The 25,253-nt window shown below is 66.1% G+C and carries 23 protein-coding genes; 11 read left to right on the top strand and 12 right to left on the bottom strand.

Going from position 1 to position 25,253, the window contains the following annotated elements; translation table 11 throughout:
- Positions 1–120 precede the first annotated feature (120 nt).
- The 6 genes from QE393_RS21060 to QE393_RS21035 are packed head-to-tail and all read left to right on the top strand — an operon-like array spanning position 121 to position 5,853.
- Positions 121–2,928, top strand: a complete 2,808-nt coding sequence (locus QE393_RS21060) for a monovalent cation/H+ antiporter subunit A (protein WP_310045458.1) — start codon at positions 121–123, stop codon at positions 2,926–2,928.
- Position 2,929: 1 nt separating this feature from the next.
- Positions 2,930–3,259 carry a Na+/H+ antiporter subunit C gene (locus QE393_RS21055; RefSeq protein WP_058791729.1) on the top strand — a complete coding sequence of 110 codons (330 nt, stop codon included), beginning with the start codon at positions 2,930–2,932 and terminating at the stop codon, positions 3,257–3,259.
- A complete protein-coding gene (locus QE393_RS21050) occupies positions 3,256–4,755 on the top strand; it encodes a monovalent cation/H+ antiporter subunit D (RefSeq protein ID WP_310045455.1) in 1,500 nt (499 codons plus the stop codon). The genes QE393_RS21055 and QE393_RS21050 overlap by 4 nt, the downstream gene beginning before the upstream one ends.
- Positions 4,752–5,255: a Na+/H+ antiporter subunit E gene (locus QE393_RS21045; RefSeq protein ID WP_310045454.1), complete on the top strand. Its 504-nt coding sequence runs from the start codon at positions 4,752–4,754 to the stop codon at positions 5,253–5,255. Before QE393_RS21050 ends, QE393_RS21045 begins: the two co-directional genes overlap by 4 nt.
- A complete protein-coding gene (locus tag QE393_RS21040; RefSeq protein ID WP_059228879.1) occupies positions 5,240–5,509 on the top strand; it encodes a K+/H+ antiporter subunit F in 270 nt (89 codons plus the stop codon). Before QE393_RS21045 ends, QE393_RS21040 begins: the two co-directional genes overlap by 16 nt.
- Positions 5,510–5,523: 14 nt before the next feature.
- Positions 5,524–5,853 (top strand): Na+/H+ antiporter subunit G, encoded by a 330-nt coding sequence (locus tag QE393_RS21035; RefSeq protein ID WP_059228877.1) that lies wholly within the window; start codon positions 5,524–5,526, stop codon positions 5,851–5,853.
- Between the two features lie 51 nt (positions 5,854–5,904).
- Here the strand turns inward: QE393_RS21035 and QE393_RS21030 are convergent, their stop codons facing one another.
- Positions 5,905–7,482 carry an ABC transporter substrate-binding protein gene (locus QE393_RS21030; protein WP_310045452.1) on the bottom strand — a complete coding sequence of 526 codons (1,578 nt, stop codon included), beginning with the start codon at positions 7,480–7,482 and terminating at the stop codon, positions 5,905–5,907.
- 391 nt (positions 7,483–7,873) lie between these two features.
- Here QE393_RS21030 and rpmB point away from each other — a divergent pair, with 391 nt between their 5' ends.
- Entirely contained in the window at positions 7,874–8,110 is a 237-nt protein-coding gene (rpmB, locus tag QE393_RS21025; protein ID WP_007159903.1) for a 50S ribosomal protein L28, read from the top strand.
- 11 nt (positions 8,111–8,121) lie between these two features.
- A complete protein-coding gene (gene rpmG / locus QE393_RS21020) occupies positions 8,122–8,277 on the top strand; it encodes a 50S ribosomal protein L33 (RefSeq protein WP_007159904.1) in 156 nt (51 codons plus the stop codon).
- A gap of 95 nt (positions 8,278–8,372) precedes the next feature.
- On the opposite strand, the gene QE393_RS21015 is transcribed toward rpmG, so the two are convergent.
- The 3 genes from QE393_RS21015 to QE393_RS21005 all read right to left on the bottom strand — a co-directional run bounded on the left by QE393_RS21015 (position 8,373) and on the right by QE393_RS21005 (position 12,847).
- Positions 8,373–9,767: an HDOD domain-containing protein gene (locus QE393_RS21015; RefSeq protein ID WP_310045451.1), complete on the bottom strand. Its 1,395-nt coding sequence runs from the start codon at positions 9,765–9,767 to the stop codon at positions 8,373–8,375.
- 75 nt (positions 9,768–9,842) lie between these two features.
- Positions 9,843–11,918: an ATP-dependent DNA helicase RecG gene (gene recG / locus QE393_RS21010; protein WP_273805641.1), complete on the bottom strand. Its 2,076-nt coding sequence runs from the start codon at positions 11,916–11,918 to the stop codon at positions 9,843–9,845.
- Positions 11,915–12,847: a hydrogen peroxide-inducible genes activator gene (locus QE393_RS21005; protein WP_007159908.1), complete on the bottom strand. Its 933-nt coding sequence runs from the start codon at positions 12,845–12,847 to the stop codon at positions 11,915–11,917. Before QE393_RS21005 ends, recG begins: the two co-directional genes overlap by 4 nt.
- Before the next feature lie 151 nt (positions 12,848–12,998).
- On the opposite strand from QE393_RS21005, the gene QE393_RS21000 reads away from it, so the two are divergent.
- Positions 12,999–13,844: an NAD-dependent epimerase/dehydratase family protein gene (locus QE393_RS21000; protein ID WP_310045450.1), complete on the top strand. Its 846-nt coding sequence runs from the start codon at positions 12,999–13,001 to the stop codon at positions 13,842–13,844.
- A gap of 212 nt (positions 13,845–14,056) precedes the next feature.
- On the opposite strand, the gene gltP is transcribed toward QE393_RS21000, so the two are convergent.
- The 5 genes from gltP to QE393_RS20975 all read right to left on the bottom strand — a co-directional run bounded on the left by gltP (position 14,057) and on the right by QE393_RS20975 (position 19,803).
- On the bottom strand, positions 14,057–15,406 hold the full coding sequence (gltP, locus tag QE393_RS20995; protein ID WP_007159910.1) for a glutamate/aspartate:proton symporter GltP: 1,350 nt from the start codon (positions 15,404–15,406) through the stop codon (positions 14,057–14,059).
- 311 nt (positions 15,407–15,717) lie between these two features.
- The gene (locus QE393_RS20990) at positions 15,718–16,548 is read right to left on the bottom strand and encodes an aldo/keto reductase (protein ID WP_208693502.1); all 831 of its coding nucleotides are present in this window, start codon (positions 16,546–16,548) and stop codon (positions 15,718–15,720) included.
- A gap of 67 nt (positions 16,549–16,615) precedes the next feature.
- Positions 16,616–16,978: a hypothetical protein gene (locus tag QE393_RS20985; RefSeq protein WP_273805637.1), complete on the bottom strand. Its 363-nt coding sequence runs from the start codon at positions 16,976–16,978 to the stop codon at positions 16,616–16,618.
- Between the two features lie 144 nt (positions 16,979–17,122).
- On the bottom strand, positions 17,123–18,322 hold the full coding sequence (gene fdhA, locus QE393_RS20980) for a formaldehyde dehydrogenase, glutathione-independent (RefSeq protein ID WP_133860026.1): 1,200 nt from the start codon (positions 18,320–18,322) through the stop codon (positions 17,123–17,125).
- Between the two features lie 167 nt (positions 18,323–18,489).
- Positions 18,490–19,803 carry an MFS transporter gene (locus QE393_RS20975; protein WP_273805636.1) on the bottom strand — a complete coding sequence of 438 codons (1,314 nt, stop codon included), beginning with the start codon at positions 19,801–19,803 and terminating at the stop codon, positions 18,490–18,492.
- Between the two features lie 481 nt (positions 19,804–20,284).
- Between QE393_RS20975 and QE393_RS20970 the strand changes: the two genes are divergently transcribed.
- Positions 20,285–20,686, top strand: coding sequence for an acyl-CoA thioesterase (locus tag QE393_RS20970; RefSeq protein WP_026083995.1), 402 nt, complete (start codon positions 20,285–20,287; stop codon positions 20,684–20,686).
- An 8-nt stretch (positions 20,687–20,694) separates the two neighbouring features.
- Here QE393_RS20970 and QE393_RS20965 read toward each other — a convergent pair whose 3' ends face one another.
- Positions 20,695–21,909 (bottom strand): aldose 1-epimerase family protein, encoded by a 1,215-nt coding sequence (locus QE393_RS20965; protein ID WP_310045449.1) that lies wholly within the window; start codon positions 21,907–21,909, stop codon positions 20,695–20,697.
- Between the two features lie 232 nt (positions 21,910–22,141).
- On the opposite strand from QE393_RS20965, the gene QE393_RS20960 reads away from it, so the two are divergent.
- Complete coding sequence (locus QE393_RS20960; protein ID WP_273805634.1) at positions 22,142–22,579, top strand: hypothetical protein; 438 nt, start codon at positions 22,142–22,144, stop codon at positions 22,577–22,579.
- A gap of 44 nt (positions 22,580–22,623) precedes the next feature.
- On the opposite strand, the gene QE393_RS20955 is transcribed toward QE393_RS20960, so the two are convergent.
- Together QE393_RS20955 and QE393_RS20950 are read right to left on the bottom strand one after the other, a co-directional pair.
- Entirely contained in the window at positions 22,624–24,024 is a 1,401-nt protein-coding gene (locus tag QE393_RS20955) for a sugar porter family MFS transporter (protein ID WP_133860029.1), read from the bottom strand.
- A 109-nt stretch (positions 24,025–24,133) separates the two neighbouring features.
- Positions 24,134–25,186 (bottom strand): SMP-30/gluconolactonase/LRE family protein, encoded by a 1,053-nt coding sequence (locus QE393_RS20950; RefSeq protein WP_310045447.1) that lies wholly within the window; start codon positions 25,184–25,186, stop codon positions 24,134–24,136.
- Positions 25,187–25,253: the final 67 nt, after the last annotated feature.

Raw genomic sequence — 25,253 nt, 5'->3', positions numbered from 1 at the left:
CGATTGCTTCGCCTCTCGCCGTCTTGGCGATCGCTGCGTGGATGGATCGAATGCCGCTCGAGGTCTGAGGAAGCCCCATCTACCAACCGCCGTGAGGCGGTTCAGCTAAAGGATGCAGGCATGGTATTGGCGCTGATCATCGCGTTGCCCTTCCTGGGAACACTGCTGTCGCTGGCGACCGATCGCTTCGGCCGGCGCGCCTGCGCCCTGGGCACCGCCGTGGCTCCCGCCCTGGCCCTGGCCCTGCTGGCCACGCAACTGCCCGCGGTCCTGGACGGTGCCGTGCTGCTGCACCGGGTCGACTGGCTGCCGGCGCTGGGGCTGAATCTTAGCCTGCGCCTGGACGGCCTGGGGCTGATGTTCGCGCTGATGATCCTGGTCATCGGCCTGCTGGTGATCCTCTATGCCACCTATTACCTGAGCAAGGATGAAAAGGTCGGGCGCTTCTTCGCCTACCTGCTCCTGTTCATGGGCGCCATGCTGGGCGTGGTGCTGGCGGAGAATCTGCTGCTGCTGATGGTGTTCTGGGAGCTGACCAGCCTGTCGTCCTTCCTCCTGATCGGCTTCTGGAGCCACAGCAAGGAAGCCCGCCAGGGCGCGCGCATGGCCCTGACCGTCACCGGCGGCGGCGGCCTGGCCCTGCTCGCCGGCATCCTCCTGCTCGGCCATATCGTCGGCAGCTTCGAGCTCACCGACGTTCTCGCCGCCGGCCCGCTGATCACCGGCCATGCCCTCTATCCGCTGGCGCTGATCCTGGTGCTGCTCGGCGTCTTCACCAAGTCCGCGCAATTCCCCTTCCACTTCTGGCTGCCCCAGGCCATGGCCGCACCGACACCGGTCTCGGCCTATCTGCACTCGGCGACCATGGTCAAGGCCGGGGTCTTCCTGCTGGCGCGCCTCTATCCGGCACTCGCCGACTCCGAGTGGTGGTTCTACATCGTCACCCTCACCGGCCTCACCACCCTGGTGGTGGGCGCCATCCTGGCGCTGTTCCAGCACGACCTCAAGGGCCTGCTGGCCTACTCCACCATCAGCCACCTGGGGCTGATCACCCTGCTGTTCGGTCTGGACACCCAGCTGTCCACCGTGGCGGCGGTGTTCCACATCCTCAACCACGCCACCTTCAAGGCCTCGCTGTTCATGGCCGCCGGCATCATCGACCACGAGACCGGCAGCCGCGACATGCGCCGCCTGGCCGGACTCTGGCGCTACATGCCGCACACCGCGGTGCTGGCCATGGTCGCCGCCGCGGCCATGGGCGGGGTGCCGCTGCTCAACGGCTTCCTGAGCAAGGAGATGTTCTTCAACGAGACCCTCAACCACGGCCTGTTCGGCAGCTTCAGCTGGATCGTACCGGCGGTGGCGGTGCTCTACGGGGTCTTCTCGGTGGCCTATTCGCTGCGCTTCATCCACGACGTCTTCTTCAACGGCGAACCGCGCGACCTGCCCCACTACCCGCCCCACGAGCCGCCGCGCTACATGAAGATCCCGGTGGAGATCCTGGTGCTGCTCTGCCTGCTGGTGGGCGTGGTGCCGGGCTACACCGTTGCGCCGCTGCTGGCCGCCGGGGCCAGCGCCGCCCTTGGCGGCAGCCTGCCCGACTACAGCCTGGCCATCTGGCACGGCTTCAACACCGCCCTGGTGATGAGCATCCTGGCCATGGTCGGCGGCGTGCTGATCTATGCCTTCCGCCAGCCGCTGTTCCGCTGGCAGCAGGGCCTGCCCGACATCGACGCCCTCCAGGTCTTCGAGAAGAGCATGAGTCGGCTGACGGGCTTCGCCCAGCGCCTGACCCTCGGCCTGGAAAGCGGCTCGCTGCAGCGCTACATCACGCTCATGCTGCTGGCCACGGTGGTGCTGCTGGTGGCGGCGCTGTCGGGTCTCGATACCCTGACCGGTCCGGTCGCTCTGTCGCCCTTCGATCCGCTCACCGCCCTGGGGTTGGGCATCCTGATGCTGACCGCGGTGCTGACCGTCTATTTCCACCGCAACCGCCTCAAGGCACTGATGGCCCTGAGCACCGTGGGCCTGATCGTCGCCCTGCTGTTCGCCCGCTACTCGGCGCCAGACCTGGCGCTGACCCAGCTGTCGGTGGAGGTGGTGACGGTCATCCTGCTGGTATTGGCGCTGTTCTTCATGCCCGATCGCACGCCCATCGAATCCAGCAGCCTGCGCGCCCTGCGCGACGTCCTGCTGGCCGGCGGCCTGGGGCTGCTGGTGGCCCTGCTGGCCTATGCCGTGCTGACCCGTCCCTATACGCACATCGGCGACTTCTTCCTGGCCAACTCGGTGTCCGGCGGTGGCGGCTACAACGTGGTCAACGTCATCCTGGTGGACTTCCGCGGCTTCGATACCCTCGGTGAGGTGACGGTACTGGCCATCGCCGCAGCGGGTATCTACGGCCTGCTCAAGCATCTGCACCTGCCGCATCCGCTGGTCGACCCCAAGGGCACGCCCTGGTCCCGCGACAGCCACCCGATGATCCTCGACAACGTGGCACGGCTGCTGCTACCCCTGGCCCTGCTGGTATCGGCCTTTATCTTCATCCGAGGACACAACCTGCCGGGAGGCGGCTTCATCGCCGGCCTGGTCACCGCCATTGCCCTGATCCTGCAGTACGTGGCCCATGGCGTGGCCTGGACGCAACGCCGCCTGCCGATCAGCTACCACGCCATCTGCGGCGCGGGGGTACTGATCGCCGCCCTGACCGGGCTGGGTTCGCTGGCGTTTGGCCGGCCCTTCCTGACCACCGCCTTCGATTACTTCGCCATCCCCCTGGTCGGCAAGACCGAACTGGCCACCGCGCTGATCTTCGACCTTGGCGTCTATCTCGCCGTGGTCGGCGCCACGTTGCTGATTCTCTCCAACCTGGGCCATGTCAGCCGGGACGAGAAGGACACCGACGGTTCCAGCCAGGAGGTGCTCTAACATGGAAATCCTGTTCTGCACGACCCTCGGGGTTCTGGTCGCCACCGGCGTCTACCTGTTGCTCAGGGCGCGCCTCTATCCGGTGGTGCTTGGTCTCACCCTGCTGTCCTATGCGGTCAATCTCTTCCTGTTTGCCATGGGTCGTCTGCGTACCGGCGTGCCGGCGGTCATCGGCAAGGCCGCCGAGCACGCCGATCCGGTGCCCCAGGCGCTGGTGCTCACCGCCATCGTCATCGGCTTCGCCATGACCGCCTTCGTGGTTGCCCTGTCACTGCGTGCCCTGGGTGAATTGCGCACCGACCACGTGGATGGCGAGGAGCCGCGCCGATGAACCCTCTGCTCATCCTGCCCATCCTCATCCCGCTGTTTACCGGCGGCTTCCTGCTGATGCGTCCGCGCCTCTCCGTAACCGCCTCGCGCTGGGTGTCGCTGCTGGCCACCGGAAGCCTGCTGCCGCTGGCGCTGCTGCTCCTGCAGCGGGCCAACGGCGGCCAGCTGGAGGTCTATGCGCTGGGCGACTGGCCGGCGCCCTTTGGCATCGTCCTGCTGCTGGATCGCCTGGCCGCGCTGATGCTGACCACCGTGGCGGTACTGGCCGTGGGTGCGGCGCTCTATGCCTGCCGTGGCGACGACGAACGCGGTCCGGATTTCCATGCGCTGTTCCAGTTCCAGCTGCTGGGGATCAACGGTGCCTTCCTCACCGGCGACCTGTTCAATCTCTTCGTCTTCTTCGAGATCCTGCTGATCGCCTCCTATGCCCTGCTGGTGCACGGCGCCGGACCGGACCGGATACGCGCCGGCCTGCACTACGTGGTGCTCAACCTGGTGGGCTCGGCGCTGTTCCTGATCGGCATCGGCCTGCTCTATGGCCTGCTCGGCACCCTGAACATGGCCGATCTGGGCCTGAGGGTCGCCAGCGCCGACCCCGAGCGCGCGCCCCTGTTGGCCGCTGCGGGCTTTCTGCTGCTGGTGGTATTCGGCCTCAAGGGCGCCATCCTGCCGCTGTACTTCTGGCTGCCCAGCGCCTATTCGGCGGCCAGTGCGCCGGTCGCCGCCCTGTTCGCCATCATGACCAAGGTCGGGCTCTACGCCATCGTCCGCGTCTTCCTGCTGGTGTTCGGCACCGCCGCCGGCCCGCTCGCCAACTATGTGCTGCCCTGGCTCTGGCCGCTGGCGGCGATCACCCTGGCCGCCGGCGTATTCGGTGCCCTGGCCGCCCATCATCTCAAGGCGCTGCTCGGCTATCTGGTGGTCATCTCGGTCGGCATGCTGCTGACCGGCGTCGCCCTGGGCAGCGTCTCCGGCTTGGCCGCCGCGCTGTTCTATCTGGTACACAGCACCTGGATCGCCGGTGCGCTGTTCCTGCTGGCCGATCTCATCGCCCAGCAGCGTGGCGGGCACGGCGACCTGCTCAAGAGCGGTCCGCCGCTGCGTCACCCACGGTTGCTCGGCGGCCTGTTCTTTCTCGGGGCGATCTCCGTTGCCGGCCTGCCGCCCTTCCCCGGCTTCCTCGGCAAGGTGATGCTCCTGCAGGCCACTGGCACCGCCTGGCCGGCATTGATCATCTGGCCGGTGGTGCTGCTGGGTGGGCTGGGCATGCTCATCGCCCTGTCCCGTGCCGGGACCACGCTGTTCTGGCGCGGCAAGGGTGCCGCCCTGGACGGGCGTCTCGATCGCGTCCAGCTCGTCGCCACCCTGGGTCTGCTGCTGGGCAGTCCGCTACTGGTCGCGCTGGCCGCCCCGCTGCATACCTATGCCCTGGAGACCGCCCGGCAGTTGCTGGACGTCGCTCCCTACTTCGACATCGTCCGGGGGGGCGGCCCATGAAGCGCTGGCGCCTATTGCCACATCCGCTGCTTACCCTGCTGCTGACCCTCGCCTGGCTGCTGCTCAACAACAGCCTGAGTCTGGGCCAACTGCTCCTCGGGCTGTTCCTCGGCTGGGGCATTCCGCTGCTGTGCCGGGACTTCCTGCTGCGCACACCACGATTGCGGCGGCCCGGGCTGCTGCTGCGCTACATGCTAGTGGTGCTGTACGACATCGTCGTCGCCAACCTGCATGTCGCCCGTCTGGTGCTGGGCCGTCCCGAGGCCCTCCGGCCGGCCTTCATCGAAGTGCCCATCGACATCGAGGACGAATTCCTGCTCACCCTGCTGGCCTGCGTGGTGTCCCTGACCCCCGGCACCGTATCCTCGGGTCTCAGCGGCGATCGCAAGACCCTGCTGCTGCACGGTCTCGATGTCCCCGACAAGGACGAGGTGATTCGCCAGGTCAAGACGCGCTATGAAGCCCCGCTCAAGGAGATCTTCGAATGCTCACCTACGTGACCCTGCTGTGCCTGGGGATGATGGGCGTGGCCGCCGTGCTCAACGTCTATCGCCTGGTGAAGGGACCGGACATCCCGGATCGGGTGCTGGCCCTGGACACGCTCTACATCAACGTCCTGGCGATCATCATCCTGTTCGGCATCTGGCTGGCCACCGACGTCTTCTTCGAAGCGGCGCTGCTCATCGCCGTGACCGGCTTCGTCGGCACCGTGGCGCTGGGCAAGCACATGCTGCATGGCGAAATCATCGATTAACGGAGCGCTATCCCATGCCCTTCTGGCTCGAACTCCTGATCTGCGCCCTGCTGCTCATCGGCAGCAGCTTCGCCCTCATCGGCGCCATCGGCCTATACCGGCTGCCGGACTTCTTCATGCGCCTGCACGGCCCGACCAAGGCCACCACCCTGGGCGTGGGCAGCACCATCGTCGCCTCGATGCTGTTCTTCAGCGTCCAGGGCGAGGGCCTCAGCCTGCACGAACTGCTGATCGCCCTGTTCATCTTCATCACCGCGCCGGTCAGCGCCCACATGCTGGCCCGCGCCGCCATCCAGCAGAAGGTCAAGCAGGTCGAACGCACCGACGGCCAGCCCTGGCGCTAGGACTGGCCGCGCACCGCTCGCCGCGCCGCAGCGGGCGAGTCGCCAGCGGTCCTAGCGACCGCCACTGACCTTGCTGAAGTCCTGGCGGCCGAAGGGATTGGGCTGGTAGCCCTCGACGCCGCTCCTGGCCAGCACCGTCACCGTCGGGTGCGCCAGCGGCAGCCACAGCGCCTGGTCGTGGATGATGCGCTGCGCCTGGTGATACACCGTGGCGCGCGCCATCTGGTCGGACAGGGTCTTGCCCTTGCTGATGGCGCCATCCAGGGTCTTGTCGCAATAGCGGGCGAAATTCAGGCCCGACTGCACCGAGGCGCAGGAGAATTGCGGCGTCAGGTAGTTGTCCGGGTCGCCGTTGTCGCCGGCCCAGCCCATGAACAGCAGGTCGTGCTCGCCGGTCTTGGCGCGGCGGATCAGCTCGCCCCACTCGATCACCTGGATCTGCGCATCGACGCCGATCTTCTTCAGGTCGGCCTGCAGCATCTGGGCGCCCAGTTGCGGATTGGGATTGAGCAGGCTGCCGCTGGGGCGCGTCCAGATGGTGGTCTTGAAGCCGTCCTTGAGGCCCGCCTGGGCCAGCAGCGTCTTGGCCTTGGCCGGGTCATAGGGATAGGCCGGCACGTCCTTGGCATAGCCCCAGGTGGTAGGCGGATAGACGTTGTCGGCGGCCACCGCGGTGTCCTGGAACACCGCCTTCAGATAGCTCTGCTTGTCGAACGCCAGGTTGATGGCCTGGCGCACCTTGATGTTGTCCAGCGGCGGATGGCTGGTGTTGATGCCGACGAAGGCGGTCATGAAGGCCGGCGTCTGCAGCACCTGCAGGCTCTTGTCCTCCTGGGCGCTCTGCAGATCCTGGGGCTTGGGCGACAGGGCGATCTGGCACTCGCCGCGCTTGAGTCGTTGCAGGCGCACCGCCGAATCCGGGGTGATGGCATAGATCAGCCCATCCAGCTTGGGCTTGCCGGCGAAGTAGTCCGGATTGGCGACATAGCGCACCGCGGCATCCTTCTGGTAGCGCTTGAAGACGAAGGGGCCGGTGCCTATGGGTTCGTCGTTGAGCTGGGCGGTCTTGCCGGCCTTGAGCAACTGCTCGGCGTATTCGGCGGAGTAGATGGAGGCGAAGCCCATGCTCAGGGTCGGCAGGAAAGTGGCGTCCGGGCTGTTGAGCACGATGCGCACGCCGAGGTCACTGGTCTTTTCCACGCGCTTGATCAGCTTGGGCCACTGCATCGACTGGGCATGGGGATAGCCGCTCTTGGCCACCGCGTGCCAGGGGTGATCCTTGTCCAGCATGCGCTGGAAGCTGAACACCACGTCGTCGGCGGTCAGGGTACGGCTGGGGGTGAAGTAGTCGGTGTGGTGAAACTTCACGTCCGGGCGCAGGGCGAAATCATAGGTCAGGCCGTCGCTCGATACCGTCCAGCTCTGCGCCAGGCTCGGCACCAGCTTGGCTTCGCTGGCGTCGTATTCCACCAGGCGATTCATCAGCACGTCGGCCGAGGCATTGGTGGTGGTCAGGGAGTTGTACTGCACCACGTCGAATCCATCCGGACTGGCTTCGGTACAGACACTGAGCGTGGCGGCCTGCGCCAGCAGGGGCGCGAAGAGCAGAGGCAAGGCGGCGAGACGCATAGAACGATTCCTTGTGGAGCCGAAGTGGGCAGACGGCGCTTGGATGGCTGGCAACGGCTGACGGGCGCTGCGGGCGGTCGTCTGACGGACGTGGATTGAAAATGGCAGTCGCTCTAAACTAGACCACCCGTCCGTCCGTCACAATGCTTCTGACCGACGAACGGTTGGCATTCCGGCCGGGCTCGCACAGCGCCCGGTGCGCGGGCATTTCATCCGTCGCCCTACCTTGTTATGCCAGAGTACTTCTGGTATAAAACAGCGCTCTTTTTTCGGGGTATGGCCGCTTCAGGTCCCCGGCATTTGCCGGCTCTCCCCGTCAAAACAGGAATCAATACAGTTACAAGCGGCCAACCCATGCCGGGTTTGGCATGAGGTTTATGAGGGCTGAGCCATGTCGAGAGTTTGCCAAGTAACCGGTAAGGGTCCGATTACTGGGAACAACGTTTCCCACGCTAACAACAAAACCCGTCGTCGTTTCCTGCCGAATCTGCAGCACCACCGTTTCTGGGTAGAATCCGAGAAGCGCTTCGTGCGTCTGCGCGTTTCTGCCAAGGGCATGCGTATCATCGACAAGCGCGGTATCGAAACCGTACTGTCCGAGCTGCGTAGCCGCGGCGAAAAATTCTAAGGGGATTCGTCATGCGTGAATTGATCCGTTTGATTTCCAGTGCCGGTACCGGCCACTTCTACACCACTGACAAGAACAAGCGCACCAAGCCCGAAAAGATCGAAATCAAGAAATTCGATCCGGTCGTGCGCAAGCATGTCATGTACAAGGAAGGCAAGATCAAGTAATTGATCGCCCCTTGAACAAGAAACCCGCCTCGGCGGGTTTTTTGTTGTCTGGCGTCCGGCCCGGCGGCGGGCGCCGCCGGAGCCTGGTCAGCGGCTCACTTGAACTGGCCGGTCAGCTCGCGCAGGGCGGCTTCGGCGCCAAGGATCTTCTGCATGCATTCCCGCGCCTTGGTCGGATCGATGCTCAGGCGCACATAGAGGTCGTCGGGAATCGGCTGGGCCGGGCCGTTGCCGATGCCCTCGGCACGCAGCAGCTGCACGGCGAGGAAGATCAGGTTGGGATAGACCGCCTGCTCACCCTGATAGCCCGGATCGCCCTGGAAGCGCAGCGCCGTCACCACCTCTTCGGGCATCTCCCAGCAGCGCATCAGGGCCGCGCCGATCTGCTCGCGGGTGATGCCCAGCAGGTGGTGCTCGATCACCTGGTGATCGAGCTGGCGGTTGGCCTCCAGATGGCGGCAGATCAGCGAGAAGTGCGGCGGAAAGACGTGGGCCAGCACCAGATAGCCGAAGTTGTGCAGCAGGCCGCCGAGGTAGGCCAGGCCCATCTCCGGTCGCTCCGCGCGCGGCATGGCGCGCGCTAGACCCTCGATCAGGGCGGCGGTGTAGATGGCCTGCTTCCAGTAGGGCGTCTCGTGCTGGGCCTGGTCGCTGGGCAGGCTCAGGGTCTTGCCCAGGGCCAGGCCGAGGGCCAGGTTGATCACCAGGTCGAAGCCCAGCACCCGCACGATGGCATCTTCCACCGAGCGGATCTTGCCGGGCGCGGCATAGTAGGGCGAGGCGGCCCAGCTGATCACCTGGGCCGCCAGCGCCGGGTCGGTCTCCACCACGTTGGCCAGGTCGTCCACCGTGGCGTCGGGGTCGACCCGCAGCTTGATGACCTTTTCCGCGGTCTTGGACAGCGGCGGGATTTCCAGCGTCTCCTCCAGGCGCTGGCGGATGCGTCGCGCGGTGAAGGCGGTGGCGGCATGGAGGATTTCCGCCTCGTCGCGCTCCGGTTGCCGTAGATTGGGCTGGATACCGGCCGCCGGGATGCCGAAGCTGCCGGCGGTGGCCTGATTCAGCAGGCGCCTATAGTCAGATGTTTCAACTTCCAGCAGCAGCGAGCGCTCACCGGATTCCAGCAGCAGTCGGGGCGCTTCCAGCAGACGCTCGTCATACAGGCAGGGGGAATTGGTCAGCGACGGCAGCCCCGGCAGTACATCCAGTTCGTAGCGCTCGAGGGTGCGCATCAGCCGCTCCGGCGCCACCACCGTCAGCTGCCGCCCGGTGAATTCCACCAGCCGGCGCAGATCCAGCAACTGATCCTCGGGCAGCAGCACCAGCAGCATGCCGACGCTGTCGCTCAGGAGCACCGTATGCACCCGATTCGCCTGCGGCTGGCGCGTCGTCGCCGGGGTCGGCCGATAGGCCAGGTTCAGCTGGGCAAGCAACTGCTGGATCGAAGGGGGAACCTCAGGGAGGGGCGAAGCGAGCGCTACATCGGTCATGGCATTTTCTTCCTCACGTACGCCCTGGAGTATAACCATTCGGCTTCGTAGGTAGCGTCGTCTGTATAAGCTTTGTCAAACCTGGCCGTATTGCTGCCCGTGGCGCAACCAGCGCTCCAGCAGCGGACCGGCATGACTGGGCCAGCGCGCCAGCAACTCCTGGGCAGCATCCCGGACCGCCGGCAGCCAGTGGGCGTCGCGTATCAGGTCGGCCACCTTGAACTGCAGCAGACCGGTCTGGCGGGTCCCCAGCATCTCGCCTGGGCCACGCAACTCCAGATCCTTCTCGGCAATGATGAAGCCGTCGTTGGTCTCGCGCATGATCGCCAGCCGCTCGCGACCGATCTGCGACAGCGGCGGATGGAACAGCAGCACGCAATAGCTCACGGCACTGCCCCGCCCGACGCGACCCCGCAGCTGGTGCAACTGGGCCAGACCCAGGCGTTCGGGATTCTCGATGATCATCAGACTGGCGTTGGGCACGTCCACCCCGACCTCGATCACCGTGGTGGCCACCAGCAGTTGCAGATTGCCGGCCTTGAACTCGGCCATCACCGCGGCCTTTTCCGCCGGTTTCATGCGCCCGTGGATCAGCCCGACGTGCAATTCGGCCAGGGCCAGCTGCAATTCCTCGTAGGTGGTCTCGGCCGCCTGACAGGTGAGTTCCTCGGATTCCTCGATCAGGGTGCAGACCCAGTAGGCCTGGCGCCCTTCGTGACAGGCGGCGCGCACCCGCTCCACCACCTCCTCGCGACGGCTGTCGGTGACGCTCACGGTATTGACCGGCGTCCGTCCCGGCGGCAGTTCGTCGAGCACCGAGGTGTCCAGGTCGGCGTAGGCGCTCATGGCCAGGGTGCGCGGGATGGGGGTGGCGGTCATGATCAGCTGGTGCGGTGCCAGGCGGCCGTCGACGCCCTTCTGGCGCAGGGCCAGGCGCTGCTGCACGCCGAAGCGGTGCTGTTCGTCGATCACCACCAGCGCCAGGCGGGCGAAGCGCACCTCGTCCTGGAACAGCGCATGGGTGCCCACCACCATGGGCGCCCCTGCGGCGATGCGCTCCAGGGAGCTGGCGCGGGCTTTGCCCTTGAGCTTGCCGGCCAGCCAGGCCACCTCGATGTCGAGAGCGGCGAACCAGCGCTGGAAGTTGAGGAAGTGCTGCTCGGCGAGGATCTCGGTGGGCGCCATCAGCGCCACCTGGTAGCCGGCCTCGATGGCCTGCAGGGCAGCCAGCGCGGCGACCACCGTCTTGCCCGCGCCCACGTCGCCCTGCACCAGCCGCAGCATGGGCTCGGACTGCGCCAGGTCATGGGCGATCTCGCGGCCCACGCGCTGCTGGGCACCGGTGGGGGTGAAGCCGAGGTTGTCCAGGTACAGCTGCGGCAGCCGGCGAGCGGCCGGCAAGGGTACCGCGCGCTGGGCGCGCAGGGTTTCGCGCAGGCGCTGCAGGGACAGCTGGTGGGTCAGCAATTCTTCGAAGACCAGCCGCTCCTGGGCCCAGTGCCGGCCCTCGGCCAGCTCTTCCAGGTCGGCGTCCGGCGGCGGCCGGTGCAGATAGCGCAGGGCATCGGCCAGCGGCCCCAGGCGATAGTGCTCGGCCATCTCCGGCGGCAGCCAGTCGGGCAGGGATTCGGGCCCGAGCCGCTCCAGCGTTTGGGCGCTGAGCTGGCGCAGGCGCAGCTGGGTGAGGCCTTCGGTGGTCGGGTAGATGGGCGTCAGCGTCTGCTCGACCGGCGCCGGGGCGTTCTCGTCCTGGGCGCGGTATTCGGGATGGTAGATCTCCAGGCCCGAGGCACCGGGGCGCACCTCGCCATAGCAGCGCAGCAGGGTGCCACGCTTGAGGCCGTCCTTTTGCGCCTGGCTGAAGTGGAAGAATCTCAGCGACAGGGTGCCGCTGCCGTCCTGCAAGCGCACCAGCAGGCTGCGGCGGCGCCCCATGAGCACCTCGGCGGAGGCGACCATGCCCTCCACCACCGCGTCCTGACCGGGCCGCAGGGCGCCGATGGGTACGATGCGGGTGCGGTCCTGGTAGCGCAGCGGCAGGTGGAAGAGCACGTCCTGCAGGGTTTCCAGGCCGACCCGGGCGAGTTTCTCCTGCAGGGCGGCGCCGACCCCCTTGAGGGCGGTGACCGGCGTCGCGGCCAGTTCACTCATGCCGGCTGCACGACGCCCTTGGCTTCAGGCCGCGCCACCGAGCAGAGGCGGACCGAGTCGGCCAGCACCTCGATGGCCTTGGGCCGCGGAAAGCTGGCGCGCCAGGCGATGGCCACGGTGCGGTAGGGCACCGGCCGCTCGAAGGGCCGTACCTCGATGATCCCCGGCGCATAGTGATGACTCTCCACCGCCGAGAACGGCAGCACCGAGACGCCCAGGCCCGAGGCCACCATGTGGCGAATGGTTTCCAGCGAAGACGACTCCACCGTGGAATTCTTGTTTTCCTCGTGCTTGCGCACGGTTGGGCAGGCTTCCAGGACCTGGTCGCGGAAGCAGTGGCCTTCGCCCAGCAGCAGCAGGCTCTTGTCGCTCAGCTGGTTCTGCGGAATGGCCTTGAGCTTGGTCCAGGGGTGCCGCGCCGGCATCATCACGTAGAAGGGCTCGTCGTACAGCGGCAGGGTCAGGACGTCCGGCTCGTTGAACGGCAGGGCGAGGATGACGGCATCCAGCTCACCGGTACGCAGCTTGTCGCGCAGCAGGTGGGTGAAGTTTTCCTCGATGTACAGCGGCATCTCCGGCGCCACCCGGTTGAGCTGCGGGATGAGGTGCGGAAAGAGATAGGGCCCGATGGTGTAGATGGCGCCGATCTTCAGCGGCGCGGTGAGCTGGTTCTTGCCGGCCTGGGCCAGCTCGCGGATGCCCTGGGCCTGCTCCAGCACCTTCTGCGCCTGGGCGACGATGCCCTCGCCGGTGGGGGTGAGGCGCACGGCACTCTTGCTGCGCTCGAAGATCAGAATGCCCAGCTCGTCCTCGAGCTTCTTGACGCCCACCGACAGCGTCGGCTGGCTGACGTGGCAACGCTCGGCAGCTCGGCCAAAGTGCTGTTCCTGGGCGAGCGTGACGATATAGCGCAGTTCAGTCAGGGTCATAGTCAAATTCCATGGGGTGCCGGCCAATCTTAGCGGCTGTCTCTATCAACGGCCAAGCGCGACGGGCAGCTGCCTGTTCTCCCGGGTTGGACCACGGCCAGGCGCAGGCTACCCTGGCCGTCTGTCCAGGCCTTTGCAGAAGGAAACACCGATGAGCACCATCCTGATCGCCGGTTGCGGCGATGTCGGCAGCCGTCTTGGTATGCAACTGGTCGCCCAGGGCCATCGCGTCTTCGGCCTCAGACGCAACGTCGCCGCCCTCCCCGCCGAATTGCTGCCGGTCGCGGGCGATCTCGCCGACCCCGTGCCCCCGGCCGCCTGGCCGCGCGAACCCCTCGACCAGGTGGTCTATGCCACCGCCGCGACCCACCATGACGAAGCCGGCTATCGCGCCGCCTATGTCGATGGCCTGCGCCATCTGCTGGGCTGGCTGGCCGCCTGCGACCAGCGACCGCAACGGTTGCTCTTCGTCTCCAGCAGCGGCGTCTATGCCCAGGGCGACGGCGCCTGGGTCGACGAAACCGCCCCCGCCGAACCCGAGCGCTTTTCCGGACGCATCCTGCGCGAGGCGGAAGACCTGGCGCTGGGCAGTGGCCTGCCCGCCAGCGTGGTCCGCCTGACCGGTATCTACGGCCCGGGCCGCGAGGCGCTGCTGCGCCAGGTGCGCGAAGGCTCCCGGGTGACCCGCGAACCGCCGCTGTATGGCAATCGCATCCACGTCGAGGACGCCGCCGGCCTGCTGGCGCTGCTGCTGCAGCGGGATCGCGAAGGGATCGCCCTGGACGCCCTCTATCTGGGCGTGGACGACGATCCGGCGCCGCTGGACGAGGTGGTGGACTGGCTGCGGGCGCGCCTGGGCATCACCTTCTGGTCCGACGAAGCCCAGCTGCGCCGCGCCGGCAGCAAGAGGTGCAGCAACGCCCGCGCCCGGGCGCTGGGCTGGACGCCCCGCTACCCCAGCTATCGCGAAGGCTACGCGGCCATTCTCGACCGCTGAAACGACAGAGCCCGGCGATGTGTGATGCTTGAGAAGTTGACTGCACAATTTTGGCGGCGCTTTTTCGGCCTGGTCGGCGTTGCCACTCCTTGCCATAGCTCTGCTATGACTCGTCGCGGCGCCTGGCCCAGACCAAAAAATCACTCACCAATTCTTGCGCGAACTTCTCAAACACCACACCGGCCGGGCTCTGGACGCGAAAGGCGACGCCCTTAGTCGCGCAGGGCTTCACCGCGCGTGGCCTGAGGACGTTCCTCGACCTTGGCGGTGCTCTTCAGGTGCGGCAGGGCGGCCCAGTAGGCGGCGCCCTTCTCGGCGTCGTAGAGGCCTTCCCACTTGGCGATGACCAGCGCGGCCAGGGCGTTGCCGATCACGTTCAGGGCGGTGCGCGCCATGTCCATGATGCGATCCACACCGGCGATGAAGGCCAGGCCTTCCAGCGGAATGCCGACGCTGCCGAGGGTGGCCAGGAGCACCACGAAGGAGACGCCCGGCACGCCGGCGATGCCCTTGGAGGTGACCATCAGGGTCAGCACCAGCAGCAGTTGCTGGCTCAGCGACAGGTCGATGCCATAGAGCTGGGCGATGAACAGCGCCGCGATGCTCTGGTAGAGGGTGGAGCCGTCCAGGTTGAAGGAGTAGCCGGTGGGCACCACGAAGCTGGTGATGGACTTGGGCGCGCCATAGGCCTCCATCTTCTCGATGATGCGCGGCAGCACGGTTTCCGAACTGGCGGTGGAATAGGCCAGGATCAGCTCGTCCTTGAGGATGCGGATGATGCGGAAGATCGAGAAGCCGAACAGCTTGGCCACCAGGCCCAGCACGCCGAGGGCGAAGAAGCCGATGGCGACGTAGACCAGCACCACCAGCTTGGCCAGCGGCAGCAGGGAGGCGAAGCCGAAGTTGGCCACGGTGACCGCGATCAGGGCGAAGACGCCGATGGGGGCGTAGTTCATGATCATGTGGGTGACCTTGAACATGGCCTCGGAAATGCCCTGGAAGACGCGCACCACCGGCTCGCGGGTGGCTTCCGGCAGGGCGCCCAGGCCCAGGCCGAACATCACCGCAAAGAAGATGATCGGCAGCATCTCGCCACGGGCGACGGCGGCGAAGACGTTGGACGGGATCAGGTTGAGGATGGTCGCGATGAAGGCGTGGTCATGCTGCACTTCCGCGGTGGTCTTCTGGTACTGGGAGATGTCGGTGGTGCCCAGGGTGCTCATGTCGATGCCGGCACCGGGTTGCACGCTGTCGGCGAAGAACAGGCCGACGACGATGGCCAGGGTGGTGACGATCTCGAAGTAGAGGATGGTCTTGAGGCCGATGCGACCGAGCTTCTTGGAGTCGCCGACGCCGGCGATACCGACCACCAGGGTGGCGATGACGATGGGCACCACGATCATCTTGATCAGCCGGATGAAGATGTCGCCGGCCGGCTTGAGGACGTTCGAGATCCACCAGGCCTTCTCGGCGCTGAAGTGATTGAGCAGTGCGCCGACGGCGATCCCCAGCACGAGGCCGATAAGGATCTGCCACGCGAGGCTGAGCTTGGGCTTGGTCATGTACCGACACCTTTGTTCTATTTGGATGGAGTTCGGGACGAACGTCACCGTGCCGGGTCGTGATGCGCAAAGCGCATGCAACGCCAACGTGGAGGGTGCGTTCAGGCTGCGGAAACGGTGCTCGAAAAGGACGAGGAGCACCAAGGCGTCACACTTTTGCCAGAGGGTAACGGGGTATGTCTAATGCCGCTGTCGCCTGCCCTATGCCGTTCCGGCATGAGGTGTCCCGAAAGGGCCGCGCAGCATACAGGCACTGGCGCCTTGCACGCCAGGCATACAGAGGCGCCGCTCATCGCGGCGCCCCGTGCACGTCAGCCGTTGAAGGTAGCGGGATCGGGACCGAGGCGCTTGTCCTGATTCAGCCCGGCGATCTGCCGCAGGTCCTCGTCGTCCAGGGCGAAGTCGAAGATCTGCATGTTTTCTTCGATGCGCTTGGGCGTCTTGGATTTGGGGAAGATGATGTTGCCGAGCTGGATATGCCAGCGCAGTACCACCTGGGCCGGCGTCTTGCCGTGCTTGGCGGCCAGTTGCTGCAGTACCGGGCTGCCGAGCAGCTCGCCGCCCTGGGCCAGCGGACTCCAGGCCTCGGTGGCGATGCCCTTGTAGGTGTTGAAGTCGCGCAACTCCTGCTGCTGCAACAGCGGATGGCACTCGATCTGGTTGACCACCGGCACCACACCGGTCTCGGTCAGCAGGGTCTCGATATCGGCCTGGCGGAAGTTGGACACGCCGATGGACTTCACCCGACCCTGGTTGCGCAATTCGATCAGCGCCTTCCAGCTGTCGAGAAACAGGCCCTTTTCCGGCAGCGGCCAGTGGATCAGGTAGAGGTCGACATGCTCCAGGCCCAGCTTGGCCAGGCTGGTGTCGAAGGCGCGCAGGGCGCTGTCGTAGCCCTGGTCGGCATTCCACAGCTTGGTGGTGACGAACAGCTCGTCACGCGGCAGACCGGCCTGGGCGATGGCCTTGCCGACGCCTTCTTCGTTGCCGTAGATGGCGGCGGTATCTATGTGTCGATAGCCCAGGTCGAGGGCCGTCTTGACCACCTGGGCGGTCTCTTCGGCCGGAGTCTGCCAGACCCCCAGACCGAATTGCGGAATGTGGTGACCGTCGTTGAGCTGAAGACGGGTGATCGCGGACATGCGTCGCTCCTCTGGAATGAGTGGGATACCAGAGGTGTGACTGGCGGCGGTGGCCTTTTGCTCCCGATCAGTCGAGGCGCATGGCTTCGGGCACGCTGTAGCTTTCCACCCAGCCCAGCAGGGTACGGCCGTCCTGCTGCAGCTCGATGCGCTTCCAGCGCTGGAAGGAGCGGGTCTCGATCACCCGCACCTGAGTATCGCCGTCCAGCCGTACCAGGGTGTTGCGCGCGCGCTCGCGGCTACGGTCGTAGACGAAGGGCCACTTGAGGACATCGACCGGGCCGCGCAGCATCCAGCCCTGCCCTTCTTCGGCGAAGCGAAAGGACACACCGCCCTCGGCGCGGGCCAGGTTGCTGCCCAGCAGCAGTACGGACGCCACGAGCAGTGAGGGAAGGATACGGCGAAGGGTCGAAAGGACATTCGGGGTCATACTGGCCTCGTCTGTAGCACCAAAAAAAACAGCGCCCGAATCGGACGCTGCGAGGGTAGACCCTTTGGTGTGGCAAACGACTGCAGGCTTTGCCCGAGAATGCCAAATGGCCAGCATTCCCGAACGAAACCCTTGCCGCGATGATCAGGCCGCGCTGAACAGCTTGTGCGGATCGATGACGAATTTCTTCGGTACGCCCGCATCGAACTCGCTGTAGCCGCGCGGGGCCTCGTCCAGGGTGATCACCTGCACGCCGACGATGTCGGCGATCTTGATGCGATCCCACATGATGGCCTGCATCAGTTGGCGGTTGTACTTCATCACCGGGGTCTGGCCGGTGTGGAAGCTGTGGGACTTAGCCCAGCCCAGACCGAAGCGGATGCTTAGGGCACCCTGCTTGGCCGCGGCGTCGACCGCGCCCGGATCGTCGGTGACATAGAGACCGGGGATGCCGATCTTGCCGGCCACCCGCACGATGCCCATCAGCGAGTTCAGCACCGTGGCCGGGGCCTCGCTCTTGGCGCCTTCGTGACCGTGGCCGCGGGCTTCGAAGCCGACGGCATCGACGGCGCAATCCACTTCCGGCGTGCCCAGCAGCGCGGCGATCTGCTCGTGCAGCGGAGTATCCAGGGACAGGTCGGCGATCTCGAAGCCCTGGGCCTTGGCGTGGGCCAGGCGCACCGGGTTGACGTCGCCGACGATGACCACGGCGGCGCCCAGCAGGCGGGCCGAGGCGGCAGCGGCCAGGCCCACAGGGCCGGCACCGGCCACATAGACGCTGGTGCCCGGGCCGACGCCGGCGGTGACGGCGCCGTGGTAGCCGGTGGGCAGGATGTCGGACAGGCAGGTCAGGTCACGGATCTTTTCCATGGCCGCGTCGCGATTCGGCAGCTTGAGCAGGTTGAAGTCGGCATAGGGGACCAGCACGTATTCGGCCTGGCCACCGACCCAGCCGCCCATGTCGACGTAGCCGTAGGCACCGCCGGCGCGCGAGGGGTTGACGGTCAGGCAGACGCCGGTGTCCTGCTCCTTGCAGGTACGGCAGCGACCGCAGGCGACGTTGAAGGGCACGGAGACCAGATCGCCGACCTTGAGGGTCTCGACGTCGCGGCCCGCTTCGATGACTTCACCGGTGATCTCGTGGCCGAGCACCAGGCCTTCGGGGGCGGTGGTCCGGCCGCGTACCATGTGCTGGTCGGAACCACAGATGTTGGTGGAGACCACGCGCAGGATGACGCCGTGGTCGATACGCTTGCCCTGCGGGGTTTCCATCTTCGGGTAGGGAATGGTCTGCACCTCGACCTTGCCCGCGCCCAGATAGACGACGCCACGATTACCGGACATGTTGCACCTCGCTGTTGTTGTTGGACTGGCTCTAGCGGTTCGAGCCTAGTCTTCGCGAAGCACGGCGTCTGTGGGGATGGCGTTTTTGGTGATGCCGAGGTCGCCCTTGCGGGTCGGCCTGGCGAACCCGGTCACGCCGCCGGTGCGGGCGGCGTGACCGGTCGGGGTCAGGCGGGCGCCAGGGCGGCGGCGCGGCGCTCGCGGCTGAGCAGGTAGCAGCCGATGCCGACGCCCAGCAGGGCCAGCCCCATGACGTACCAGGCCGGGCCCAGCGGATGCTCCTTGAGCATCAGGGTGACGACCATGGGTGTCAGGCCGCCGAAGATGGCGTAGGCGACGTTGTAGGAGAACGACAGCCCCGAGAAGCGCACCTTGGGCGGGAAGGCCAGCACCATCACCCGCGGCACGCCGCCGATGACGCCGACCGCCGCACCGGCAAAGGCATAGAGCGGGAACAGCCACTCCGGATGGACCTTCAGACCGGCATAGAGCGCCCAGCTGGCCACTGCCAGGATCAGGCCGCCGACGATGAACACCGGACCGCTGCCGAAGCGATCGGACAGGGCGCCGGAAACGATGCAGCCCAGGGTCAGGAAGACGATGGCCAGGCTGTTGGCCTTGAGCGCCATGGCGGCGGAGAAGCCGTACTGGGTCTGCAGCAGGGTCGGGGTCATGAGGATGACCACCACGATGCCGGCGGTGAGCATCCAGGTCAGCAGCATGGACAGGATCACGCTGCTGCGGTGGTCGCGCAGCACTGCCTTGAGCGGCACTTCCTCGGCCAGCGACTTGTGGATCGCCAGTTCGGCGAACACCGGCGTCTCGTGCAGCCAGCGGCGCAGATAGACCGAGAACAGGCCGAAGACGCCGCCGATCAGGAAGGGAAAGCGCCAGGCGTAGTCGGCCACCTCCAGCGGAGTGAAGACGGTGTTGATCAGGGTCGCCATCAGCGAGCCGAGCAGGATGCCGAAGGTGAGGCCGGCGGTCAGGGTGCCGCAGGCATAGCCGACGTGCTTGCCGGGAACGTGTTCGGAGACGAACACCCAGGCGCCGGGCACCTCGCCGCCGATGGCCGCGCCCTGGATGATGCGCAGCACCAGCAGCAGGATCGGCGCGGCCACGCCGATCTGGGCGTAGGTGGGCATCAGGCCCATGCCCAGGGTCGGCAGCGCCATCATGAAGATGCTCAGGGTGAACATCTTCTTGCGCCCGAGCAGGTCACCGAAGTGGGCCATGATGATGCCGCCCAGCGGGCGTGCCAGGTAACCCGCGGCGAAGATGCCGAAGGTCTGCATCTGCCGCAGCCAGTCGGGCATGTCGGCGGGAAAGAACAGCTTCCCCACCACCGCCGCGAAGAACACGAAGATGACGAAGTCGTAGAACTCCAGCGCACCGCCCAGGGCGGACAGCGAGAGGGTCTTGTAGTCGTTGCGGCCCAGAGGGCGCGACGTGAGTGGCGCGGCGGCGGATTGCAGTTTCATCGAGGATCCCGGACAAGAGAGGAGCGCAAAGGAAATTCGGCCTCTGGCATCCCTCCGGGTGTAGCGGACAAGACGCGGCCCCGAGTGACCGTCCGCCTGGGGCGGCTGGCAGGGATCGGGCGGGTCGCCGGATGGGCGCCGGACCTGCACCGCGCCACCTGCGCTCTTGTGGAGCACGGCAGCAGCAGGTCTACCGATCATTACCTGATCATCGGACGTGCACGACCCTCTGGATTGCCTGGCCGTGCACGGTCTCCACGATAGCAAATCTGCAAGGAATTTCCGCTATTCATTCAGTGCCCATTCAGGGCTCATCTGCCGAGCTATGACTGTTCCATCCTGGTGCAAAAGCGGTCGAGCCGCCCTGCCCCAGGCGTTATACTGTAGCCCCCTAACGATCTCCCCAGAGAGATTGGCAGCATTCTTGCGTGCAGATGCTGAACGTTACCTACCTATCCGGGCTCCCGAGGGCCCTGTCATGATCGAAGAGCTCGAACAAGAAGATCCCATCCCCCAGGGCGACCTGGCCATGCAGATCACCGCTCTGCCCCGCGAGACCAACGGCTTCGGCGACATCTACGGCGGCTGGCTGGTGGCTCAGATGGACCTGGCTGGCAGCGCCATGGCCAGTCGCCTGGCGGCTGGCCGCGTGGCCACGGTGGCCATCGACCGCATGGCCTTCATGACGCCGGTGCCCGTGGGCGCACAGCTCTCCTTCTATACCAACACCCTGGAGGTGGGCCGTAGCTCCATCCAGATCCTCATCGAGGTCTGGAGCGACGATCCCCTGTCCAGCGAATGGAGCAAGGTGACCGAGGCGGTGTTCGTCTTTGTCGCCATCGATGGCAGCGGTCGCACCCGGCCGTTGCCCGCGCGGCGCTAGCCCGACCGCTAGGGCTCCTGGGCCAGCGGCGCCTCTCGCACCCTGGTCGGCCGTCCGTGGCGAATGCCTTCGACCTGCGCCAGCGCCTGCCGGACCTCGGCGGCGGTGGCCAGCAACCGATAATCGAGGGTGAAGTCGCGTGTGCCGCCGGCTTCGATCCGCGGCACCAGCCCCAGCGCCCGCTGCTGGCTGCGGTTGTAGGAAAAGCTGGTGCCCGGTTCCAGGCCGGTGACATAGCCCTGGGCCTTGGCATCGGTGTTCTTCCACAGGGTGAAGACCGGCAGCTCCCGCACATTGAAGGCCAGCGCCACGCCCTGGTGGGCACTGCGATCGTGCAGTACCGCCAGGCTGCGCCCCTGATCGTCGCCCCAGGGGTAGAGGTTGTAGACCGTCTCGCCATAGCCCGGCATAGGCGCACGATAGGCCTGCCATTCCCCCAGCTCCTGGCATGCCCGCGCATCGAAGGGTGACACCTCCCGCACCGGAGCGGCGAACCGGGAGCCCTCGCCGAGCAGCGGCGGACCGAAATTGCTGTGATAGAGCACCTGGTACTCGGCGGTATGTGCCCCCTGGTTGGTCAGGCGGTCGTGCAGGGTGAAGCCGGTGGCCCCGGCCTGGGTCACCAGTTCGGTGTCGATGCGGAAGTTGGCCTGCTTGAAGGCCTCTTCGTGCAGCACGCCCCTGAGGCTGATGCGGTGCGGCGGCTGTTCGTCGATGGTCAGCACCACCTGGCTGGCCGGCAGGTAGCTGGCCCGGCCATGCAGGGTCAGCAGCTGCCCCCTGTCCATGCCCGGATGGCCGACCCACTCGAAGCCGGCGCGCGCCACCAGTTCGTTGAAGCCTTCCAGCCAGCCCAGGCCGTTGCGGCTTTCCAGGTTGACGAAGGCCGGATTGACCACCTCGCGTACCGGGGAATCCCAGCCCAGTCGCAGGGTGCCGGCCTGGGCGCGCAGGACGTTCATGCCGCGGGTCGCCACCACGGTGAGTTGCATAGCGCCGGTATCGATCTCGATCAGCACCGAGCCCTCCAGGCGCCCGCCACTCAGGCGGTGCACGCCGACGGTAAAGGCCAGGCCGTCGCGCAGACCCAGGCGATCGCTGCTGATGCTCCAGTTCTGCACCGGCTTGTCGGGAGCGATGAGGGTGTATTCCCAGGCTGAGGCGCTGGCACTGGCACTGGCAAGGAACAGGAGACAGCCAGACAACAGACGAGCTCGGATCATGGAGTCCCCTTGGCAGCGCGATCGCCTTGAGTCTAGACCAGCCTGGGCCAGGCTGCAGACCCTGTTCCAGACGCGTTCAGCGGCGCGAGACCCATTAATCCCGTATAGGTTTGTTCAAGGAAATCAAAGGAATGGGTAAAGACAACCTTTACCATTCAAACGACCGTTCGGTACTTGCCAGGGCAGCGATTTTTGCCGAGGATCGACTCGTCTCTACCACGGAGTGGACTCCATGAAACCTTCAGCCCTGTTCTTGTTGCTTGCCCTGGCGGGCGTTGCCCCGGCTTATGCGGGCAATACCGAAGCCGGACTCGGCGGCGCCGTGGGTGGCGTGCTCGGTACTCTGGTCGGCCAGCAGGTCGGCGGCAGCACCGGCGCGGCCATCGGTGCCGGCGTGGGGGGTGCAGCGGGTGGTGTACTGGGCGCGGACCGTCGCAATCGTACCGAGGCCGCCCTTGGCGGGGGCCTGGGCGCCGCTGGCGGTAACGTGATCGGCAATCGGGTCGGTGGCAGCACCGGCGGCCTGGTTGGCGCGGCCCTGGGTGGCGGCGCCGGCAGTGCCCTGGGCAACAACCTGGGCGACAGCGGCCGCGACGACCGTCGCTATCGCGACCATCCCGGCAAGGGCTGGAAGCATGCCAAGCACCGACATAGAGGCTGGGACCGCTAACTAAAACGCCCGGCATTGCCGGGCGTTTTCCTGTGCGCTCGACCCTACTGACCGAGATCGCGCAGGCGCTTGCCCTGCATCAGATTGCGTTCGATGCGCTCCAGGGTGACACCCTTGGTTTCCGGTACCAGCAGGAACACCAGGAAGATGAACACCACGTTCAGTCCGGCATAGATCCAGAAGGTGGTGCCCTGCCCCAGGGTGCCCAGCATGGTCAGGAAGGTGGCGCCGACGATCATGTTGGCGATCCAGTTGGTGAAGGTGGAGCAGCCGATGCCGAAGTCGCGGCCCTTGAGCGGCTGGACTTCCGAGCACAGGGTCCAGATCAGCGGACCGGCCGACATGGCGAAGCCGACGATGAAGATCAGCAGCATGATCACGGTAAAGGTCTGCTGACCATGGCTCAGGTTGCCCATGCCGAGCATGGTGCCGACCACGCCCAGGCCCACGGCCATGACCACGAAGCCGGTATAGAGGATGGGTTTGCGGCCCCACTTGTCGACCAGGAAGATGGCGATGAAGGTGGCCAGCACGTTGGTCAGACCCACCGCGGCGGTAAACCACATCTGGGCGGCGGTGTCGTAGCCCATGCCTTCGAAGATGCGCGGCGCGTAGTACATCACCACGTTCATGCCGGTGAACTGCTGCACCACCTGCAGCAGCACGCCCAGGCCCACCGAGCGGCGGAAGTTGGGATTCTCCTTGAACAGCGACCAGCCCTTTTGCGGGACCTTGAGCTGCTCTTCGATCTCGGCGACCTCCTGCTGGATGACCTTTTCGTCACCGCGCAGCCGGTGCAGGACCTTGATCGCTTCCTCGCGGCGACCCGCCATGATCAGCCAGCGCGGGCTGTCGGGCAGGGCGAAGACGCCGATCAGGAACAGCACCCCGGGGATGGCGATGATGCCGAGCATCCAGCGCCAGGCTTCGTAGTAGCTGAAGGCGGTGTTGGACAGGAAGGCGATCAGGATGCCGGCGGTGATCATCAGCTGGTACAGCGAGATCATCGAGCCGCGGATGTTTTCCGGAGCCACCTCGGCCAGGTACAGCGGCGCGGTGAAGGAGGCGATCCCGATGGCCAGGCCCAGCAGGAAGCGGGCGAAGATCAGCATGGTCGGCGAGGTGGCCAGGCCACAGAGGATCGAGCCGATCACGAACAGCACGGCGCCCAGCATCAGCGACTTCTTGCGACCCAGCTTGGCCGACAGCGAGCCGGCGCCGAGGGCGCCCAGGGCGGCACCGGCCATCATGCTGGAGACGATCCATTCGATCACCTGATCGGAGATCTGGAATTCCTGCTGGATGAATTTGGTGGCGCCGGAAATGACGCCGATGTCGAGGCCGAACATCAGACCGGCCAGGGCGGCCATCAGGCAGGCGAAGATCGCCTTGGGCTGGGCCTTTTCGGTGACGTGACCGTCGGCGTTGGTAGTGGTGTTGCTCATGACTGAGGCTCCTCGCTCGCCTTGTGGGCGATCTTGTTGTCGCGGGTCGTTCCGTATCCGCCTGTTACAGACCCGTCTGACGACCCTTGGTTCGGCCGGTGAGAACCCCTTACCAGAGCCGCGCCGGCTGGGCGTTCACATAGGTGGCATAGAGCGAACCACCGCCGGTGATGAACAGGCGATTGCCCTTGAGGCCGCCGAATTCGACGTTGGAGACGGTTTCCGGCAGGTGCAGGGTAGCCAGCGGCTGGCCGCTCGGGTTGAACACGCGCACGCTGTTCTGCTCGGCCGAGCCGGCCCAGCTGCACCAGAGATTGCCGTCGCTGTCGACGCGGAAGCCGTCGATCACGCCCTGCTCCTTGGCATCGATCAGCACCTCGCCGCCGCCCAGGGTACCGTCATCCTTCAGCGTGAAGGCACGCAGGTGGTTGGGCTTGCCGGGATTGCCGCCGCCGGCGGTGTCGCTGATATAGAGCCGCTTGCCATCAGGCGCGAAGGCCAGGCCGTTGGGGCGGCCGAAATCCCCCGCCGCCACCGTGGCCTTGCCCTGGGGATCGATGCGATAGACGTTGGTGGGCAGCTCGAACTCGGCCTTGTGGCCCTCGTAGGCGCCGAGGATGCCGTAGCCCGGATCGGTGAACCAGATGGCGCCATCGGCGCCGACCACCACGTCGTTGGGGGCGTTCAGCGGCTTGCCGTCGAAGCGGTCGAGCAGCACCGTGACGCTGCCGTTCAACTCGCGGCGGGTGACGCGGCGGCTGTCATGCTCGCAGCTGATCAGCCGGCCCTCGCGATCACGGGTATGGCCATTGGCGTTGTGGGACTGGTCGTCATAGACGCTGACGTGACCGTCGTCGACGCTCCAGCGCATCACCCGGGCGTTGGGGATGTCGCTGAACAGCAGGCAGCGCCAGTCGGCCATCCATACCGGCCCTTCGGTCCACAGACCACCGGACCAGAGGCGTTCGACGAAGGCATTGCCCAGGCGGCCCTTGAAGGCCTGGTCGTGGATCTCCCAGGCCGGATCGGGCATGACGATGGGCGGCTTGCCCTCCCAGTTGCGGGAGAGACCGAACTTGTCGTCGGCCAGGGCGCGACTGGCGACCAGGCCGGCCGAGGCGGCCAGGGACACGCCAAGAAAGGTGCGGCGGGCGAGAGGCATGAGGAGACTCCTTTGTTGTCGTTATGGGTCCGGCAGGGCCGGTGGCAGAGCGCCTCCGCATCCAGGA

Origin of the sequence: Pseudomonas sp. SORGH_AS_0211, assembly GCF_031453455.1 — a bacterium.
In the GTDB taxonomy this organism is placed as follows: domain Bacteria; phylum Pseudomonadota; class Gammaproteobacteria; order Pseudomonadales; family Pseudomonadaceae; genus Chryseomonas; species Chryseomonas aestiva.
Note: the sequence above shows the minus strand (reverse complement) of the source record. Positions and strands in the feature narration are given on the sequence as shown.

Bases quoted from the DNA above. Each gene is read 5' to 3' on its own strand.
- QE393_RS21060 (WP_310045458.1), top strand. From the start codon at position 121: ATGGTATTGGCGCTGATCATCGCGTTGCCCTTCCTGGGAACACTGCTG.
- QE393_RS21055 (WP_058791729.1), top strand. From the start codon at position 2,930: ATGGAAATCCTGTTCTGCACGACCCTCGGGGTTCTGGTCGCCACCGGC.
- QE393_RS21050 (WP_310045455.1), top strand. From the start codon at position 3,256: ATGAACCCTCTGCTCATCCTGCCCATCCTCATCCCGCTGTTTACCGGC.
- QE393_RS21045 (WP_310045454.1), top strand. From the start codon at position 4,752: ATGAAGCGCTGGCGCCTATTGCCACATCCGCTGCTTACCCTGCTGCTG.
- QE393_RS21040 (WP_059228879.1), top strand. From the start codon at position 5,240: ATGCTCACCTACGTGACCCTGCTGTGCCTGGGGATGATGGGCGTGGCC.
- QE393_RS21035 (WP_059228877.1), top strand. From the start codon at position 5,524: ATGCCCTTCTGGCTCGAACTCCTGATCTGCGCCCTGCTGCTCATCGGC.
- QE393_RS21030 (WP_310045452.1), bottom strand. From the start codon at position 7,482: ATGCGTCTCGCCGCCTTGCCTCTGCTCTTCGCGCCCCTGCTGGCGCAG.
- rpmB (WP_007159903.1), top strand. From the start codon at position 7,874: ATGTCGAGAGTTTGCCAAGTAACCGGTAAGGGTCCGATTACTGGGAAC.
- rpmG (WP_007159904.1), top strand. From the start codon at position 8,122: ATGCGTGAATTGATCCGTTTGATTTCCAGTGCCGGTACCGGCCACTTC.
- QE393_RS21015 (WP_310045451.1), bottom strand. From the start codon at position 9,767: ATGACCGATGTAGCGCTCGCTTCGCCCCTCCCTGAGGTTCCCCCTTCG.
- recG (WP_273805641.1), bottom strand. From the start codon at position 11,918: ATGAGTGAACTGGCCGCGACGCCGGTCACCGCCCTCAAGGGGGTCGGC.
- QE393_RS21005 (WP_007159908.1), bottom strand. From the start codon at position 12,847: ATGACCCTGACTGAACTGCGCTATATCGTCACGCTCGCCCAGGAACAG.
- QE393_RS21000 (WP_310045450.1), top strand. From the start codon at position 12,999: ATGAGCACCATCCTGATCGCCGGTTGCGGCGATGTCGGCAGCCGTCTT.
- gltP (WP_007159910.1), bottom strand. From the start codon at position 15,406: ATGACCAAGCCCAAGCTCAGCCTCGCGTGGCAGATCCTTATCGGCCTC.
- QE393_RS20990 (WP_208693502.1), bottom strand. From the start codon at position 16,548: ATGTCCGCGATCACCCGTCTTCAGCTCAACGACGGTCACCACATTCCG.
- QE393_RS20985 (WP_273805637.1), bottom strand. From the start codon at position 16,978: ATGACCCCGAATGTCCTTTCGACCCTTCGCCGTATCCTTCCCTCACTG.
- fdhA (WP_133860026.1), bottom strand. From the start codon at position 18,322: ATGTCCGGTAATCGTGGCGTCGTCTATCTGGGCGCGGGCAAGGTCGAG.
- QE393_RS20975 (WP_273805636.1), bottom strand. From the start codon at position 19,803: ATGAAACTGCAATCCGCCGCCGCGCCACTCACGTCGCGCCCTCTGGGC.
- QE393_RS20965 (WP_310045449.1), bottom strand. From the start codon at position 21,909: ATGATCCGAGCTCGTCTGTTGTCTGGCTGTCTCCTGTTCCTTGCCAGT.
- QE393_RS20960 (WP_273805634.1), top strand. From the start codon at position 22,142: ATGAAACCTTCAGCCCTGTTCTTGTTGCTTGCCCTGGCGGGCGTTGCC.
- QE393_RS20955 (WP_133860029.1), bottom strand. From the start codon at position 24,024: ATGAGCAACACCACTACCAACGCCGACGGTCACGTCACCGAAAAGGCC.
- QE393_RS20950 (WP_310045447.1), bottom strand. From the start codon at position 25,186: ATGCCTCTCGCCCGCCGCACCTTTCTTGGCGTGTCCCTGGCCGCCTCG.